Annotated in this window: 19 protein-coding genes; all 19 read left to right on the top strand. The window is 66.0% G+C overall.

Going from position 1 to position 14,585, the window contains the following annotated elements; genetic code table 11:
• The first annotated feature begins 135 nt into the window (after nucleotides 1-135).
• The 19 genes from MU449_RS06560 to MU449_RS06650 all read left to right on the top strand — a co-directional run bounded on the left by MU449_RS06560 (nucleotide 136) and on the right by MU449_RS06650 (nucleotide 14,581).
• A complete protein-coding gene (locus MU449_RS06560) occupies nucleotides 136-744 on the top strand; it encodes a hypothetical protein (RefSeq protein WP_244737207.1) in 609 nt (202 codons plus the stop codon).
• Nucleotides 741-1,634 (top strand): hypothetical protein, encoded by an 894-nt coding sequence (locus MU449_RS06565; protein WP_244737208.1) that lies wholly within the window; start codon nucleotides 741-743, stop codon nucleotides 1,632-1,634. Before MU449_RS06560 ends, MU449_RS06565 begins: the two co-directional genes overlap by 4 nt.
• A 108-nt stretch (nucleotides 1,635-1,742) precedes the next feature.
• On the top strand, nucleotides 1,743-2,111 hold the full coding sequence (locus MU449_RS06570; protein WP_244737209.1) for an HNH endonuclease signature motif containing protein: 369 nt from the start codon (nucleotides 1,743-1,745) through the stop codon (nucleotides 2,109-2,111).
• Nucleotides 2,112-2,226: 115 nt separating this feature from the next.
• Nucleotides 2,227-2,706, top strand: a complete 480-nt coding sequence (locus MU449_RS06575) for a P27 family phage terminase small subunit (RefSeq protein WP_244737211.1) — start codon at nucleotides 2,227-2,229, stop codon at nucleotides 2,704-2,706.
• Nucleotides 2,690-4,510, top strand: coding sequence for a terminase large subunit (locus tag MU449_RS06580; protein WP_244737212.1), 1,821 nt, complete (start codon nucleotides 2,690-2,692; stop codon nucleotides 4,508-4,510). The genes MU449_RS06575 and MU449_RS06580 overlap by 17 nt, the downstream gene beginning before the upstream one ends.
• Complete coding sequence (locus MU449_RS06585; RefSeq protein ID WP_244737213.1) at nucleotides 4,507-5,724, top strand: phage portal protein; 1,218 nt, start codon at nucleotides 4,507-4,509, stop codon at nucleotides 5,722-5,724. The genes MU449_RS06580 and MU449_RS06585 overlap by 4 nt, the downstream gene beginning before the upstream one ends.
• Nucleotides 5,721-6,377: an HK97 family phage prohead protease gene (locus tag MU449_RS06590; protein WP_244737215.1), complete on the top strand. Its 657-nt coding sequence runs from the start codon at nucleotides 5,721-5,723 to the stop codon at nucleotides 6,375-6,377. Before MU449_RS06585 ends, MU449_RS06590 begins: the two co-directional genes overlap by 4 nt.
• 29 nt (nucleotides 6,378-6,406) lie before the next feature.
• Nucleotides 6,407-7,612, top strand: coding sequence for a phage major capsid protein (locus tag MU449_RS06595; RefSeq protein WP_244737216.1), 1,206 nt, complete (start codon nucleotides 6,407-6,409; stop codon nucleotides 7,610-7,612).
• Nucleotides 7,613-7,671: 59 nt separating this feature from the next.
• Nucleotides 7,672-7,896, top strand: coding sequence for a hypothetical protein (locus MU449_RS06600; protein WP_244737218.1), 225 nt, complete (start codon nucleotides 7,672-7,674; stop codon nucleotides 7,894-7,896).
• Nucleotides 7,893-8,465 (top strand): head-tail connector protein, encoded by a 573-nt coding sequence (locus MU449_RS06605; RefSeq protein ID WP_244737219.1) that lies wholly within the window; start codon nucleotides 7,893-7,895, stop codon nucleotides 8,463-8,465. The genes MU449_RS06600 and MU449_RS06605 overlap by 4 nt, the downstream gene beginning before the upstream one ends.
• Nucleotides 8,465-8,809 carry a head-tail adaptor protein gene (locus tag MU449_RS06610; RefSeq protein ID WP_244737220.1) on the top strand — a complete coding sequence of 115 codons (345 nt, stop codon included), beginning with the start codon at nucleotides 8,465-8,467 and terminating at the stop codon, nucleotides 8,807-8,809. Before MU449_RS06605 ends, MU449_RS06610 begins: the two co-directional genes overlap by 1 nt.
• Nucleotides 8,793-9,380, top strand: coding sequence for an HK97-gp10 family putative phage morphogenesis protein (locus MU449_RS06615; protein WP_244737221.1), 588 nt, complete (start codon nucleotides 8,793-8,795; stop codon nucleotides 9,378-9,380). The genes MU449_RS06610 and MU449_RS06615 overlap by 17 nt, the downstream gene beginning before the upstream one ends.
• A 1-nt stretch (nucleotide 9,381) precedes the next feature.
• Entirely contained in the window at nucleotides 9,382-9,741 is a 360-nt protein-coding gene (gene gp17, locus MU449_RS06620) for a tail completion protein gp17 (protein ID WP_244737222.1), read from the top strand.
• Between the two features lie 4 nt (nucleotides 9,742-9,745).
• On the top strand, nucleotides 9,746-10,183 hold the full coding sequence (locus MU449_RS06625) for a phage tail tube protein (protein WP_244737223.1): 438 nt from the start codon (nucleotides 9,746-9,748) through the stop codon (nucleotides 10,181-10,183).
• Entirely contained in the window at nucleotides 10,183-10,536 is a 354-nt protein-coding gene (locus MU449_RS06630) for a hypothetical protein (protein WP_244737224.1), read from the top strand. The genes MU449_RS06625 and MU449_RS06630 overlap by 1 nt, the downstream gene beginning before the upstream one ends.
• A 68-nt stretch (nucleotides 10,537-10,604) precedes the next feature.
• Nucleotides 10,605-10,877, top strand: coding sequence for a hypothetical protein (locus MU449_RS06635; RefSeq protein ID WP_244737225.1), 273 nt, complete (start codon nucleotides 10,605-10,607; stop codon nucleotides 10,875-10,877).
• On the top strand, nucleotides 10,843-13,311 hold the full coding sequence (locus tag MU449_RS06640; RefSeq protein WP_244737226.1) for a tape measure protein: 2,469 nt from the start codon (nucleotides 10,843-10,845) through the stop codon (nucleotides 13,309-13,311). Before MU449_RS06635 ends, MU449_RS06640 begins: the two co-directional genes overlap by 35 nt.
• Nucleotides 13,311-13,973 (top strand): hypothetical protein, encoded by a 663-nt coding sequence (locus tag MU449_RS06645; protein ID WP_244737228.1) that lies wholly within the window; start codon nucleotides 13,311-13,313, stop codon nucleotides 13,971-13,973. The genes MU449_RS06640 and MU449_RS06645 overlap by 1 nt, the downstream gene beginning before the upstream one ends.
• 5 nt (nucleotides 13,974-13,978) lie before the next feature.
• Entirely contained in the window at nucleotides 13,979-14,581 is a 603-nt protein-coding gene (locus MU449_RS06650) for a hypothetical protein (protein WP_244737229.1), read from the top strand.
• Nucleotides 14,582-14,585 lie beyond the last annotated feature (4 nt).

A 14,585-nucleotide genomic window follows, 5' to 3' on the forward strand; every position in this document is an offset into this window, starting at 1 on the left:
TTTTTTTGGTCCGGTTCGTTCCACTCTGAAAGGACACGAGAGGAAACGAGAGGACAGGAAAACCTTGGCCGGAACGCGGAAGGAAAACGGCGGTCGGCTGTGGATAAGTGGTCAAGCTGAGAAAGGGCGCGGACGATGACGACAGGACAGCATGACGACGCCACTGAGGGGCGGGAAGCGGTGCGGGTGCACTTCGTGCAGCGGTTGCGCGATGCGGGGGTGGAGCGGCCCAAGGGCATGACCGAGGCCAGCTATGCCGACATGATGAAGGGGCTGGTCGAGTGGCTGGCCTATATGCGCGTCGACAATCTGATCACGCTGGCGGAACTGGTGCTGAATGCCACGCCTGCGTGGAAGGGCAAGTGCCCGTCCGAACTCTACATCCGGCAGACCGCGAACAACCTGCAGGGCAAGCCCCCGGCGGAGAACCGTATCTTCACCAGCTGGCTCGCCTCGGTCGAAGGGCCGACGGCGCTGGCGGGTGGGTATCTGGTCGAGCTGTTCCGCTTTCTGCGGGCGCGGGGTGTGCCGCCCTCGGCCTATGACATGCGCAAGATCCACGAGGAGGCGGATGCCAACCAGCGCACCCGCATTCTGATCGAGGGGCGGATCAGCCGCGATACCGCCACGCCTGAGGATCGGCAGTGGATGGCGGCGTGGGCGGCCGACAAGCGTATGGCGAACGACATTGTGCGGACGGGGGCGGAACGCCGCGCCGCAAGACAGGAGGGAATGACGGCATGACGACGGTGGCAGCGGAGATCGCGGGGTTCCGGGCATGGGCGGAGGAGCGCAGCCTCGAGATGCTGGCGCGGCATGTGGTGCGCGATGCCTGGGCCGATGCTATGGCGAGCCTTGACGGTGTGATCGAACGGCTGGGGCGGCGCGAGGCGGACCGGGTCACGCGGGCGGCGCAGCGGGGGCAGGTGGAGCGGGCCGAGGCGCGGGCGCGGCACTTCCGGTTGGTCCATGCCGCCCCGCCGGTGGAGATGGAGGTGGCGCCCGTGGCCCCGGCGCGCGGGCCGATGCGGCTGGTGGATGCCGTGGAGGCCTCGCCTGATCTGGCGCAGGATGATCGCGGCGTGTGGCAGGTGGATGCGGTGGTGACCGGCCAGCGGTGGGAAGGGCAGTGCCGCTTGCAGGTGATGAACGACCAGGCGCGGGCGGCGCATGCCAAGCGTGGGGACAACGAGGCGTTCATCCCGCCGTTCTCGCCGGGGCAGGTGGCGATGGCGCGGCGCTATGCCATGCTGACCGAACGGCATGCGGCGGGCGGGATGAAGTGCTCCTCGGTCGAGGCGCGGACCGATGGCGGGGGCGGTGACGGCGGCGGGTTCATGGATGCGTTCGTGGCCGAGGGGCGCGAGCTGGACCGGATTCACGCCCGGATCGGGGCAGGGCAGGCGATGGTCGTGCGGCGGGTGCGGCCCTCAGCGCGGGGAACACGGCTCGGGATTGCCGATCGGCGGCTGGTGGACATGGTGTGCCTGGGCGGGATGGACCTGACGGCGGTGCTGGAGGCGCATGGGTGGCAGACCGAGACGAAGCATCGGCTGGTACTGAAAGACGCGCTGGCGGCGGCGCTGGATCGGATGACGGGGTATTCTGATCGTGGGTCGAACAAAGGGGATTGACGCTTAGTCCTACGGGATGCATATGATTCGTCATCATCCACCATTACGCCCGCTTCATGCCCGCAGGTTCGCACCTCGCGGGCTTTCCCATGTCTGGAGGCTGCGTCGATGTCGAAGTTCGAGACGCGCGCCGAATATCGCAAGCTCTACAAGTCGGCGCGGTGGAAGCACGGGCGTCTGGCGCATCTCGCGGTGGAGCCGTTGTGTCGGTACTGCCGCCAGCAGGGGATCACCAATGACGGGTCGCTGACCGCCGCCGGTCTGCGGCAGGCCGATCCGCGCCGGTGCTTTCTGGTGGTGGATCACATCGTGCCGCATCGCGGGGATCTCGCGCTCTTCTGGGATCGGGCGAACTGGCAGACGCTGTGCCCCGACCACCACGACCGCGCCAAGCAGCGTGAGGAGGTGCGGGGGTTCTCGGTCGAGAAGGGCGCGGACGGGTGGCCGATCGATCCGCTGCACCCCGCGAACCGCTGACCCCAGGGGGGTAGGTCGAAAGGTGGGACTGGCTCGCCTAAGGACCGGTGGACGTAGTTTGTGTGCGCAAAGCCGAAATTGGATAGAAAAAGCCACAGATTAGAGGGGTAATAGCATGGCGCGAGGTCGTCGTCCCAACGAATCCTCCGTCGTGCCGCTCAAGGATGACGGGGTCAGTGGCCATAACCTCCAGGAGCGCGCCCATGCAAAGGCCGCGCAGCTGCGGCCGGAGGGAATGATCGACAAGGTCCGCTGGGTCTACGACCGGCTGGCCCCGCCGCTCTGCCACCCGACCAAGGATCGGCTGAACGAGGTCAACATCTTCATGTTCGTCCAACTCTGCCGCTCGGTGGTGCGGTATGAGGAGTACATCGTCCTGCTCGAGGAACTGGGCGAGACGTATCTGAGCAAGGGGCGCGCGGGCGACCAGCTCAAGTCACGCCCCGAGGTGGCACAGCTCAACGAGACATGGCGGCAGATCCGGGCGCTGGCCAGCGACTTCGGCATGACCCCGGCGGCGGAACGCGCGCTCGGGGCGTCGGCGCAGCTTGGATTCCGGTTTGGAGAAGGTGACAGCGATGGAGACTTCACCTGACGACATCGCCCGCTACAACGCCGATCCGGTGACGGCTTGGGCGCAGGACGTGGTGGACCGCAAGATCTTGGCGGGCCCGCATGTCCGAGATGCGGCGGCGCGGCATCTGCGCGATCTGGTCGAGGGTCCGGCGCGGGGGCTCATCTGGGATCTGGCCGGGGCCAAGAAGGTTATCGGCTGGTTTGCCCGCAACCTGCGTCTGAACGGCGGGCAGTTCGAGGGGGTGCCGTATGTGCTCCATCCCAGCCAGGCGTTCCGCATCGGCTCGCTCTTTGGCTGGAAGTGGAAGGCCACAGGCCTGCGCCGCTTCCGGCGGTTCTACGACGAGGAGGGGAAGGGCAATGGCAAGTCGCCGATGCTGGCCGGAATTGGCCTCTACCTCATGGTGGCCGACAACGAGCCGCGCGCGGAGATCTATGCCGCCGCCGCCAAGAAAGAGCAGGCGGCGGTTCTGTTCCGTGACGCGGTGGCGATGCGGGATCAATCGCCCGCGCTGTCGCAGCGGGTCACGACGCAAGGCGAGAACCCGGTCTGGCAGCTGACCTATATCGGCAAGGATGGCGGCAAGCGGTTCTTCAAGCCGATCGCCAACGAGAGCAAGAGCGGCGGGCAGTCGGGCCCGCGCCCGCATGCCGCGCTGTGCGACGAGGTGCATGAGCACCCGAGCCGCGACACGATCGAGATGCTGGAGCGGGGCTTCAAGTTCCGCAAGCAGCCGCTTCTTTGCATGGCGACGAACAGCGGGTCCGACCGCAAATCGATATGCTGGGAAGAGCATCAGCACGCGATCAACGTCTGCGCGGGGATCGTGGACGATGACACGACCTTCGCATTTGTCTGCGCGCTGGATGAGGGCGACGACTGGGAGAATGATCCGTCGTGCTGGGTCAAGGTAAACCCGCTCTTGAACGTGACGATCACCGACGAGTTTCTGGCGGCGCAGGTGAAGCAGGCCAAGCAGATGCCGGGCAAGCGCAACACGATCGCGCGGCTGCACTTCTGCCAATGGACGCAGGCCACGACGGCGGCGATCAAGCGCGAGGCATGGGAGGCCTGCCGCGGCGAAGTCGATCTGGATGCGATGGCCGCAAGCACGTTCCCCTGCTACGGCGGGCTCGACCTCAGCCAGACGCGCGACTTCACGGCGCTGACGCTGACCTGGCTGATCGATCCGACGAAGGATGCGGAACGGTTCGTGTCGCATACGTTCTTCTGGACGCCGAAGGACACGCTGGCCGAGCGGGCGGCGAGCGATCAGGCCCCCTACGAGCTCTGGGCCGATCAGGGCCATATCGAACCCGTACCGGGCGAGCGCCTGAAATATGCCTGGCTGGCCGAGGCTCTGGCGGGGATCAACGCGCGGTTCGCGCCGGCGGCGATCGGTTGCGACCAATACGGGCTCGAGCGGTTGCAGGAGAACCTCGACGACATCGGCGTGGTGCTGCCCGCCGAGATCCACCCGCAGGGGTTCCAGAAGCGGATCCTCGAGAAGGACAAGACACTGCCCGAGGGCCAGCAGGAGATTTACTTGTGGATGCCCGACAGCATCAACAAGCTGGAGACCGCGATCTATGAGACGCGCATCCGGATCGCGCCCAACCCCTTGATGGACAGCATGGCGGCCAGCGTCGTCTATGCCGAGAACAGGACCGGACACCGCATGTTTGACAAACCCAACGCCTTCGGGCGCATCGACGGGATGGTGTCGCAGGCCATGAGCGTCGGCATGGCGCTGTGCCGGTCGCCGAAGGAATCCCGCAAGAAGAGGCAGGACGACTACTTCCGCAGCCTGGTCGGCGCATGAAGCGGCTCCTGCGCAAGGCCGCCAATCTCGTGTTCCGGGGGCGGGACATGGAACGCGTCTCGACCGGCGGCGGCGGCGGATCGGAGGCGGGAGAACAGGTGAACGAGACCACGGCCCTCGGCTTGTCCGCCGTCTGGGCCTGCGTCAGTCTTCTGAGCGGCACCATCGCCTCGATGCCGCTCATGGTCTATCGCACGGGGCGGGACGGCAAGCGTCAGCTGAATCGGGGGCATGCGCTCTATGCGATCCTGCATGACAGCCCGAACTACGACCAGACGGCGATGGACTTCTGGGAGTTCATGAACGCCGCCCTGGAACTCTGGGGCAATGCCTATGCCCGGATCGTGCGTGGCACGGCGGGGCAGGTGATCGGCCTCGTGCCGATCGCGCCGTCAATCGTCTCGGTGCGTCGGCGCGGGTCGGGCACGCTGGAATACCGCTGGTCAGCGGAGGGGGTGGCGCATGTCGAGACTGACGAGAACGTGCTGCACATCCGGGGCTTTGGCGGGCATCCTCTCGGGGGCATGTCTCCCCTCAGCTTCCAGCGCAACACGTTCGGCATGGCGCAGGCGATCGACAAGACGGTGGGGGCCACGTTCCGCAACGGGATGCGGCCCTCGGGGGCGCTGGTGTTCTCGGACTTCCTGACCCCCGAGAATCGCGAAATTGCCGAGACGCGGCTGGTCGATAAGTTCATGGGCGCGCAAAATGCCGGGCGTCCCATGGTCCTAGAGGGCGGGGTGACGTGGCTGCCGATGACCATGAACCCCGACGATGCGCAGATGGTCGAGGCGCGGGGCATGTCGATCGAGGACATCTGCCGCGTCTTCGGGGTGCCGCCATTCATGATCGGCCACAGCGGCGACATGAAGGGCTGGGGCACGGGACTGGAGCAGCAGACGCTGGGTTTCCAGAAGTTCACCCTGCGCCGTCGGTTGAAGCGGATCGAGGCGGCGCTGATGAAGCAGCTGCTGACCCCCGCCGAACGGGCGGCGGGCGTGGTCATCGAGTTTAACCTCGAAGGCCTGCTGCGCGGCGACAGCGCGGCGCGGACGGCGTTCTACGCCTCGGCCCTGTCCAACGGCTGGATGACGATCAACGAGGTCCGGTCGCTTGAGAACATGGAGCCGGTGACGGGCGGGGATGTGCCCCGCATGCAGATCCAGAACGTCCCGATCACCGAGGCGGGCAAGATCAAGGAGATCACCCGATGATGGAAACGAAGGACTTCGCGCTTGAGCTGAAGGAGATCAGCCCGGACGGCGTGGTTGAGGGCTATGCCGCGATCTTCGGCAATATCGATCTCGGCGGCGACCGTCTGTCGCCCGGGGCGTTTGTCGAGGGTCTGGCGGCCGCCACCAAGGCCAAGCGGACGATCAAGATGCTCTGGCAGCATGATCCCTCCGCCCCGATCGGCGTGTGGGATGATCTGGTGGAGGATCGGCGCGGCCTGAAGGTCAAGGGCCGGATGATCATGGACGTGCCCAAGGCCAAGGAGGTCCATGCCCTGATGAAGGGTGGGGCGATCGGCGGGCTGTCGATGGGCTACCGCGTCACCCGGTGGGAATACGAGGAGAAGATCCGCGTCCTGCACGAGGTCGATCTCTACGAGGTCTCCGCCGTGACCTTCCCGATGAACGAGAAGGCCCGGATCACCGCCGTCAAATCGGACGGGATCGAGGACATCGTAACGAAGCTCGCAGCCGGGGATCGGCTGACCGAGCGGGAGTTCGAACGCATGGCCAAGGGACTTGGCCTGTCGAACTCGCAGGCGGAGCGCGCCGCGCGCATCCACCTGAAGGGGCAGGGGGAACCTGCCACAGCGGCGAATGACGTGGCCCAATTCCTGGCCGCGCTCCGGGCCTGAGGCCCATCACCCATATCTGGAGGTTCCCCATGGAACAGAAATCGGTCGCCGAGATGGCGACGGAAATCAAAACCGCGTTCGAAACCAAGCTCGACGGCGTCAAGGAACAGGCCGAAAAGGCCTTGGCCGATGCCGCCGCCGGCAAGGAGCTGAACGCCGCGACGAAGGAATCGCTCGACGTCGCGCTGACCGAGATGAACGGTCTGAAGGCGCAGATTACCGCGCTGGAGCAGAAGGCCGCGCGGGGCGGTGGCGATGATGTCGACACCCGCACCTTGGGCCAGAAGTTCGCCGAGCAGGACGAGTTCAAGTCCATGTCGAACATGCCGCGCAACGGGCAGGCGGTCAGCATGGAAGTGAAGGCCGACATCACCACCGCTCGCAACGACGCGGCGGGCTCGGTCGGGGCCGCCATTCTGCCGAACCGCCTGCCGGGTATTCTGGCCCTGCCGCAGCAGCGCCTGACCATCCGTCAGCTCTTGATGCCGGGCCGCACCGACGGGCCGCTGATCCAGTATCTGCAGGAGACGGGGTTCACCAACAACGCGGCCCCCGTGGCCGAAGGGGCCCTGAAGCCGCAGTCGGACATCAAGCTGGGCGACAAGAGCATCACCACCAAGGTGCTGGCGCACTGGTTCCGCGTGTCGAAGCAGACGCTGTCGGACGTGGCCCAGATCGAGTCGCTGATCGACACGCGCCTGCTGTTCGGCCTCCAGCTCGTGGAAGAGCGCCAGATGCTCTATGGCGATGGTACGGGCGAGAACCTGTTGGGCATCGTGCCGCAGGCCACGCCCTATGCCGTGCCGACCGGGGCGCGGCCCGCGAGCCAGACGCTCGATGTGCTGCGCCTGGCGATGCTTCAGGCGGCGCTGGCCGAATTCCCCGCCACGGGCCACGTGCTGAACCCGATCGACTGGGACAACATCATCGGTCTGAAAGATACCGACGGGCGCTACATCATCGGCAATCCGCAGGGCACGGCCACGCCGACTCTCTGGGGCATTCCGGTCGTCGCAACCCCGGCGATGACGGTGGGCAAGTTCCTGACCGGGGCCTTCCAGCTGGGCGCGCAGATCTTCGACCAGTGGACCAGCCGCATCGAGGTCGGGTTCCAGAACGACGACTTCGTGCGCAACAAGGTCACGATCCTGGCCGAGGAGCGTCTGGCGCTGGCGGTCTATCGCCCCGAGGCCTTCATCTACGGCGACACCGCCGTCGCACCTGCCGGGGGCTGATCCGCGCCGTATCACGGGCGGTGCCGCCGCCCGTGATCCTTCCCCACAGGAGAGATGACATGGAGTACAAGGTTTTGCGTCACCATGACGGTGATCGCGCCTACGCCCCCGGCGATACCCGCACGGCGGTGCCCGGGGATGTGGCCCATTTGGTCGGCAAGGTTCTGGTCGAGGCCAATCTGGAGAAGGGACCGGTCGTGCCCCTCGGCACCGATGGCGCAGCCGAGGGGCCGGACCCCGCGCCCGAGCCGGAGCAGGCGGCGAAAGGGCGGAAGCGGACATGAGAGGGCATCCTCCGGTCCGCATCACCGATCCCGCGGCGGAGCCGATCCCGCTGGCGGATGTGATGGCGCATCTTCGCGTCGACGGGCCGGAGGAGGGCATCTACATTGCCGGGCTGGTTCTTGCGGCCTACGAGTATCTCGACGGTCCCTCCGGCATTCTCGGACGGCATCTCCTGCCACAGGTCTGGCAGCAGGACTTCGACGGCTTCGCGGCCGAAATGGTCATCGATCTGACACCGGTGCGCGCGGTGCGCAGCGTGACGTGGCGCAACGCTTCGGGCGCCATGATCCCCGTCGAGGGGGCGCGGCTGATGACCTCCGCCGGGCGGGTGTTTCTGTGCGCGCCGGTGGGGCAAGACTGGCCCGCCGCCCCGCGCGGCGAGACCGTGGTTCGGGTTACGGTCGAGGCGGGCTATCCCCGGATGCCGATGCCGATCCGGCAGGCGATCCTGCTGCTGGTCGGGCATTGGTATGCGAACCGCGAGGCGGTGGCGGGTGGGGGCGCGATGACGGCCATTCCGCTTGGGGTCGAACGGCTGATCACGCCGTACCGACGGCCAGCGGTCTGATGCGGGCGGGCGCGCTTGATCGGCGCATCCAGATCCTGCGATCGGACCGGGTCGATGACGGTTATGCCGAGGTGGAAACGGACTGGGCACCGGTAGGCTATCCGTTGTGGGCCAGCCGCACCGATGTCAGCGACGGCGAGAAGATGCAGTCGCAGACGAAACTCTCGGAGCGCATGGCGCGGTTCGTGGTGCGCAGCACGTCCTTCACCCGCACCATCGCCTCGACCGATCGGCTGATATGCGAAGGCCTGACCTTCTACATTCTCGGCGTGAAGGAACTTGATCGCCGGGCATCGCTCGAAATCACCGCCAGTGCGAGGTCGGACCGTGGCTCGGCGCGGTGAGGTCTGGATGAAGCTCGACGGTGTTAAAGAGCTTCAGGCCGCCATGGAGCAGATCGCCGTCAAGTCGACGCGGACGGCGGTCATGCGGCGGGCGCTGACCAAGGCGGCCGAACCGATGCGGGCCAAGGCCGAACTCTTCGCGCCGCGTCGGTTCGGGGATCTGGCGGACGCCATCCAGATCAGCGCCCGTTCGGTGGGCGAGGTGGGCAACGCGGCCTACTCCGCCTTCATGAAGGATGCGGCGATGGATGCCAAATCCCTCGGCACCACCTTCGATGCCGCCAGCGCCAAGGCCGGTGCGCTGGATGCCATGATTTCGGCCCGGCGCGAGGCCAAGGCGCGGGGCGTCAATCCGGCGGTGGCCATCTATATGGGACCAGTCGTCAGCGCGGGCGTCTTCTACGCCGTGTTCCAGGAGTTCGGAACGAAGCACCACACGCCGGACCCGTTTATGCGACCGGCCTTCGATGCGGAGGCAGGGCCCACCATCGAGCGGGTGAAGCCGCTGCTGCGGCAGGAAATCGACAAGGCGGTCGCCCGTATCGCCAAACGCGCGGCACGAGGACGCTGACATGGAAAAGGCCTTCCGGACACTCGTCCGCACGTTGACCGACGTGCCGGTCTCCTTCGGCATTCTGGCATCCGGCACCGATGCCCCGGCGGTGGTGCTGAACACGATCAGCGACACCGAGGATCACCACATGCGCGGGCCGGACGGCCTGTCCCGCGCCCGCATCCAGCTCGATGTTTACGCCCCGACTTATGGCGCGGCCAAGACTTTGAGCGAAAGCCTGCGGCGGGGCCTGAACGGGCATCGCGGCGGGATCTTCCAGGGCGTGTTCCTCGACGGCGTGAGGGACCGCTACGACACCGGCGACACGACGCCCCTGCATCGTGTCTCGCTCGACTTCCGTATCCTGTATCAGAGGTAACACCATGCCCGACACATCCCCCGCCGGCCTGATTGGCTACGGCTCCACCGTCCGCATCGGACGCGGGGCCAACCCCGAATGGACCGATCTCGACCTGATCGGCGACATCGAGATGCCCGACGAACAGGTGGACGAGATCGATGTCACCCACATGCAATCGCCCGGGCGGCGCAAGCAGTTCATCCCCGGCCTGATCGACGGCGGCGAGGTGGCGGTGCCGATGAACTACATCCCCGGCAGCGCGAGCGATCAGATGCTCAAGGAGCTGAAGGCCTCGGGAGAGGTCGTGCTGATCGAAATCACGTTGCCCGCGGTTGCGCCGGCGGCCGCGATCCCGGAAGTCTTCGCGGGCTATCTCAGCGGTTACGCCCGCACGGCCCCGGTCAACGACAAGATGACGGCGACGGCGACGTTCCGTCTGTCGGAGGCGGTGGAGGTCTGATGAAGAACCGGTTTTTGGGAGAGGTAACCGTCGAGCTTGACGGTGAGACCTACACACTGCGCATGGATATGAATGCCATGATCCTCTTTGAGGATATGACCGGGAAGGACCCGTTCAAAGCCTTTGAGATGGCCGAGGAAGGCAATGCCGACATGAGGCTGTTGCGATCGATCGGGCATGCCATGCTGATGAAACACCATCCCGACGCGACAATCGAATTGGCCGGAGAAATCATCTCGTCGGACATAAATGCAATCGGACGGGCTTTGCAGGCCGCATCGCCTGAGGTTGGTACCGGTTCCGGGGTCAAACCTGCGGGAAAGACGGGGGCCGGGCGGACGCGCGTCCGCTGACCATTCCGGCCCTGCTCAAAGCTTATGTCGAGGCGGGGTTCGATCCCGCCGCCTTCTGGGATCTAACCTTGCGGCTCTACCAGATCCACATGGCGGGGGCGGCGGCGCGTCTGACTCGCGAACGCGAGCAGAGCGTGACCGCCGCCTACCTCGCCGCGGGGCTCACCCGCATGAAGAAGATGCCCAGGCTTTCTGACCTGCTCAAGCCTCCGGGTGCGGCGGTCGATGTCGGCTTGGCTCTGGGGCTGATGCGCCAGCAGCTCCCAAAGATCACCCTTGCCGATTGGCAAAAGAGAGGCACGACCCATGTCATCCAGCGTCATCGGCAATCTGCGGGTTAACCTTGGCCTCAACAGCGCGCAGTTCCAAGGCGGGATGCAGGGGGCCACGCGCCACGCGCAGTCGTTCCAGGCGAAGATGACCGGGATCGCCACGCGCATCTCGGTAGCCTTTGCCGGGATATTCACGGCCCGCACGGTGGCCAACGCCGCCGATCAATGGTCGGACCTCTCGGCACGGGTTGGTAACGCCGTGGGCAGCATGGAAGCGGCCCCGGCGGTCATGGACCGCATCAGCCAGATGGCGCGGAAATCCTATTCTGATTTGGGGCAGACGACCGAGGCCTTTCTCGGCAACAGCACCGCGCTGAAGGAGTTGGGGTTCTCGACCGAGAAGCAGCTCGACTTCACCGAGGCGCTGAACAACGCCCTGGTGATCAACGGGGCGCGGGGCGAGCGTGCGGCCTCGGTCACCAAGGCCATCACCGACGCGATGGCGACGGGCAAGATGGAGGGCGACGGGTTCAACACCGTCCTGAAGGACGGCGATCGGATCGCAAAGGCGCTGGCAGCCGAACTCGGCACCACCGTGGGCGGTCTCCGGCAGATGCAGAAGGATGGCAAGATCACCGCCGATGTGATCTCGCGCGCCCTTTTAGGCAGTCTGGAAGATCTGCGCCGCGAGGCGGGCGACATGCCCGCGACGATTGGCGACGGGATCACGCTGATCCGCAACAGCTTTGTCACGCTGGTCGGCGCGTTCGACCGGGTGTTCATGGCCTCGGGCGGGGTGGCCAATGCCTTTGTTGCAGTGGCCGATGCCATGTCGTCGCTGGCGACCTTCGTCACGACCCACGGCAACACGATTGCGGCGGTGTTCCAGCAGATCGCCGTTACCGCCGCGATTGCGGGCGGGGTGATCGCCACGCGGTATGCCTTCGCTGTCGGGGTCAGCTTTGTGCAGGCCTCCATCTCGGCGGTCCAGCAGACCATCGCGCTCAACATCGCCCTCGGGGCCACCAGCCGGACCTCGGCGCTGGCGGCGGGTGCGGTGAAGCTGCTCTCCGGTGCGCTGGTCGCCCTGCGTAGCGCGCTGATCGCCACCGGCATCGGGGCGGCGGTGGTGGCGGCCGGGTATCTCGTCAGCAAGTTCATCGATCTGGTGCGGGCATCGGGCGGGTTCGGCAACGCGCTCGGTCTCCTGAAGGACGTGGCCGTTGACGTCTGGGACCGGATCGGCGCGGGGGCGGCCAGCATAGTCGCCTTAATGGATGCCGCATGGCTCGGGATGAAGTCCGAGTTCAGCTATGCGCTGCATGACATGCTGGCGACCTTTGCCGGGTTCCTCGGCAAGGTGAATGCCTCGATCAACAAGACCTTCCGCACGAACCTGTCGGAATCACCCCTCGCCGATGCTCTGACCGATCTGAACCGGGCGGGCAACGATGCCGCCGAAGCGGCCACCGATGCATCCGCGCGGGCCACCGCGGCCTGGGAACGCGCCCGCGCGCCTCTGGAAAGCCTGGCCGCGATCCGCGACCTGCTGACGAAGCCCACGGATGACATCGTTCCGACGATCCCTGATGTCCCCGGCGGAACGCCCCCGGGCGGGGCGGGCGATGGGGCCGGAGGCGGGGCGGCGAAGAAGATCAAGGAGGTCGTCGACACCCTGCGCCAGCAGTTCACCATGCTTCAGCAGACCAAGGGCATGACCGAGGCGCAGGTCACCACGTGGCAGGCGCTGCGGGATGCCGGCGTAGGTGCGGCCTCGGCCATCGGGCGCGAGATCACCAAGCTCACGCAAGGCATCGCCTCGATGACCGTGCTGAATGATCTGGCCACGCAGCTGAACGAGGCCCGGGCCACGGCCAACATGACGGACCTCGAGACCTCGATCTGGCAGAAGCAGCAGGAGGCCGGAGTTGATGCGCAATCGGCGAATGGCAAGATCATCGACCAGCAAATGCGCCAGATCCAGAATATGAAGGATCTGAAGTCTGCCACGAACCAATGGCGCGACAGCATCGGTGGGGCGTTGTCCGAGTTCATTACCAAGGGCGGCAGCTTCAAGGATGTGCTGAAGTCCATCCTGAGCGGCCTCATGGATATCATCGCCAACACCGCCTTCAACTCGATGTTCAACAGCCTCGGGTCGGGCGGAGGCTTCGGCAAGATCCTCGGTAGCTTCGGTATCGGAGCCAATGCCAACGGCACGAACAACTGGCGCGGCGGCTGGTCTTGGGTGAACGAACGGGGAGGGGAGTTGATGAACCTGCCCAAAGGCACGCAGATCATCCCCCATGATATCTCGGAGCGCATGGCCGACAGGTCCGGCGGGGATGGGGGATCGCGTGTGCAAATCGTCCCGTCCAAATACTTCGATGCCATCGTCGAAGAGCGGGCCGGGGCAATCAGCGCCGGGATGCTGGAAGAATACGACAGCGGGCTTGGAGGCAGGGTTCGCCATCACGCCGCCAACCCGAGGAGCCGAGGATAATGGCCTTCCCCTTCCCGATGCCGGCGGAGAACTTCTTCGCCAGTCTCAAGATCCAGTCCTGCGAGTTCGATCTGACGGAGAATGTCATCTCGAGCGGCTTCACCGAGGACGGGGACGGGCTGACCGCCCGCCTCGGGGCGCGGCGCTGGCGGGCGTCGATCACGCTCGCGCCCGCCTATTGGGACGATGCCGATGCCACCATGGCGCGGCTGTCGATCCTGCGCGAGGCGGGGCGCAGTCTCTTCGTCCATCCTGTCCCTCGCGCCTTCCCCCGCCTCGACCCCATGGGTCAAGTGCTGGGAGCGGCGCAACCGACCATCAGCGGCCTGCCCGCCAATCCCCGCGAGATGCGTCTGACCGGTCTGCCTGCAGGCTACGTTCTGTCAGCGGGGGACGGGTTCTCCTTTGCCTATGGGGCGAACCCCGTGCGCTATGCCTTCCACCGGATCGTCAGCATGCGGACCGTGGCCAGCGGCACCGGCACGACGCCGGTCTTTGAGGTCACCCCGGCCCTGCGTCCGGGGGCGTCGATCGGAACGCCGGTGGTGCTGGCGCGACCGTTCTTCAAGGCGGTAATCGTTCCCGGCTCGGCCTCGCCCGGCACCTCGCGGGGCGGAGTCACGCGCGGCATGGGCTTCGACGTCATTCAAACCCCGAGGTAAAGGCCATGCGCGACATTCCTGCGGCCATCGCCGCCGCCCGTGCCGAACGCGCGGGCATCATCTCACATCACTTAGTCTGGATCGAAGCGCGCGATCGGGCCACCGGCAACAGCGCCACCCTCGGTTTCTGGACCGGCGACGATCATCAGGACTTCACCGTTGGCGGCACGGTTCGCACCTATTACGGCGCGGGCGTCATGGCCGGAAAGGCTCTGCCGGAGTTCGTGCAAGAGATCGGGGTTCAGGTGCGGGAGCATCAGCTGACCTTTTCGGGCATCGCGCCCGAGGTGGAGCTGGCGGTGCGCGGCTATGATGTCCGTCTTGCCCCCTGCGAGATCCATCGCGCGGAGTTCTCGACCGAGGACGAACGCCTGCTGGCCCCGCCGATCATGGTGGTGGATGGAGAGGTGTCAGGGGTGAACATCACCACCCCGGCGGAGGGCGGGGATGCGAAAATCGCCCTTTCGATCCTGTCGAACGCGGTGATGCTGACACGGTCTCTGCCACGAAAGCGTTCGGACGAAAGCCTGCGGGCGCGGCGTCCGAACGATCCCTTCCTGCAATACGCAAAGATCTCTGGCGCGAACGGCGACCCATGGGGGGGATAGGGAC

It is taken from the genome of Falsirhodobacter halotolerans (genome assembly GCF_022899245.1).
Taxonomy (GTDB): domain Bacteria; phylum Pseudomonadota; class Alphaproteobacteria; order Rhodobacterales; family Rhodobacteraceae; genus Falsirhodobacter; species Falsirhodobacter halotolerans.

What these genes read in the sequence shown, in the direction of transcription:
- MU449_RS06605 (WP_244737219.1), top strand. Translation starts at nt 7,893, where the DNA reads ATGAGAGGGCATCCTCCGGTCCGCATCACCGATCCCGCGGCGGAGCCG.
- MU449_RS06595 (WP_244737216.1), top strand. Translation starts at nt 6,407, where the DNA reads ATGGAACAGAAATCGGTCGCCGAGATGGCGACGGAAATCAAAACCGCG.
- MU449_RS06575 (WP_244737211.1), top strand. Translation starts at nt 2,227, where the DNA reads ATGGCGCGAGGTCGTCGTCCCAACGAATCCTCCGTCGTGCCGCTCAAG.
- MU449_RS06590 (WP_244737215.1), top strand. Translation starts at nt 5,721, where the DNA reads ATGATGGAAACGAAGGACTTCGCGCTTGAGCTGAAGGAGATCAGCCCG.
- MU449_RS06560 (WP_244737207.1), top strand. Translation starts at nt 136, where the DNA reads ATGACGACAGGACAGCATGACGACGCCACTGAGGGGCGGGAAGCGGTG.
- MU449_RS06610 (WP_244737220.1), top strand. Translation starts at nt 8,465, where the DNA reads ATGCGGGCGGGCGCGCTTGATCGGCGCATCCAGATCCTGCGATCGGAC.
- MU449_RS06625 (WP_244737223.1), top strand. Translation starts at nt 9,746, where the DNA reads ATGCCCGACACATCCCCCGCCGGCCTGATTGGCTACGGCTCCACCGTC.
- MU449_RS06650 (WP_244737229.1), top strand. Translation starts at nt 13,979, where the DNA reads ATGCGCGACATTCCTGCGGCCATCGCCGCCGCCCGTGCCGAACGCGCG.
- MU449_RS06585 (WP_244737213.1), top strand. Translation starts at nt 4,507, where the DNA reads ATGAAGCGGCTCCTGCGCAAGGCCGCCAATCTCGTGTTCCGGGGGCGG.
- MU449_RS06640 (WP_244737226.1), top strand. Translation starts at nt 10,843, where the DNA reads ATGTCATCCAGCGTCATCGGCAATCTGCGGGTTAACCTTGGCCTCAAC.
- MU449_RS06600 (WP_244737218.1), top strand. Translation starts at nt 7,672, where the DNA reads ATGGAGTACAAGGTTTTGCGTCACCATGACGGTGATCGCGCCTACGCC.
- MU449_RS06565 (WP_244737208.1), top strand. Translation starts at nt 741, where the DNA reads ATGACGACGGTGGCAGCGGAGATCGCGGGGTTCCGGGCATGGGCGGAG.
- MU449_RS06570 (WP_244737209.1), top strand. Translation starts at nt 1,743, where the DNA reads ATGTCGAAGTTCGAGACGCGCGCCGAATATCGCAAGCTCTACAAGTCG.
- MU449_RS06580 (WP_244737212.1), top strand. Translation starts at nt 2,690, where the DNA reads ATGGAGACTTCACCTGACGACATCGCCCGCTACAACGCCGATCCGGTG.
- MU449_RS06645 (WP_244737228.1), top strand. Translation starts at nt 13,311, where the DNA reads ATGGCCTTCCCCTTCCCGATGCCGGCGGAGAACTTCTTCGCCAGTCTC.
- MU449_RS06630 (WP_244737224.1), top strand. Translation starts at nt 10,183, where the DNA reads ATGAAGAACCGGTTTTTGGGAGAGGTAACCGTCGAGCTTGACGGTGAG.
- gp17 (WP_244737222.1), top strand. Translation starts at nt 9,382, where the DNA reads ATGGAAAAGGCCTTCCGGACACTCGTCCGCACGTTGACCGACGTGCCG.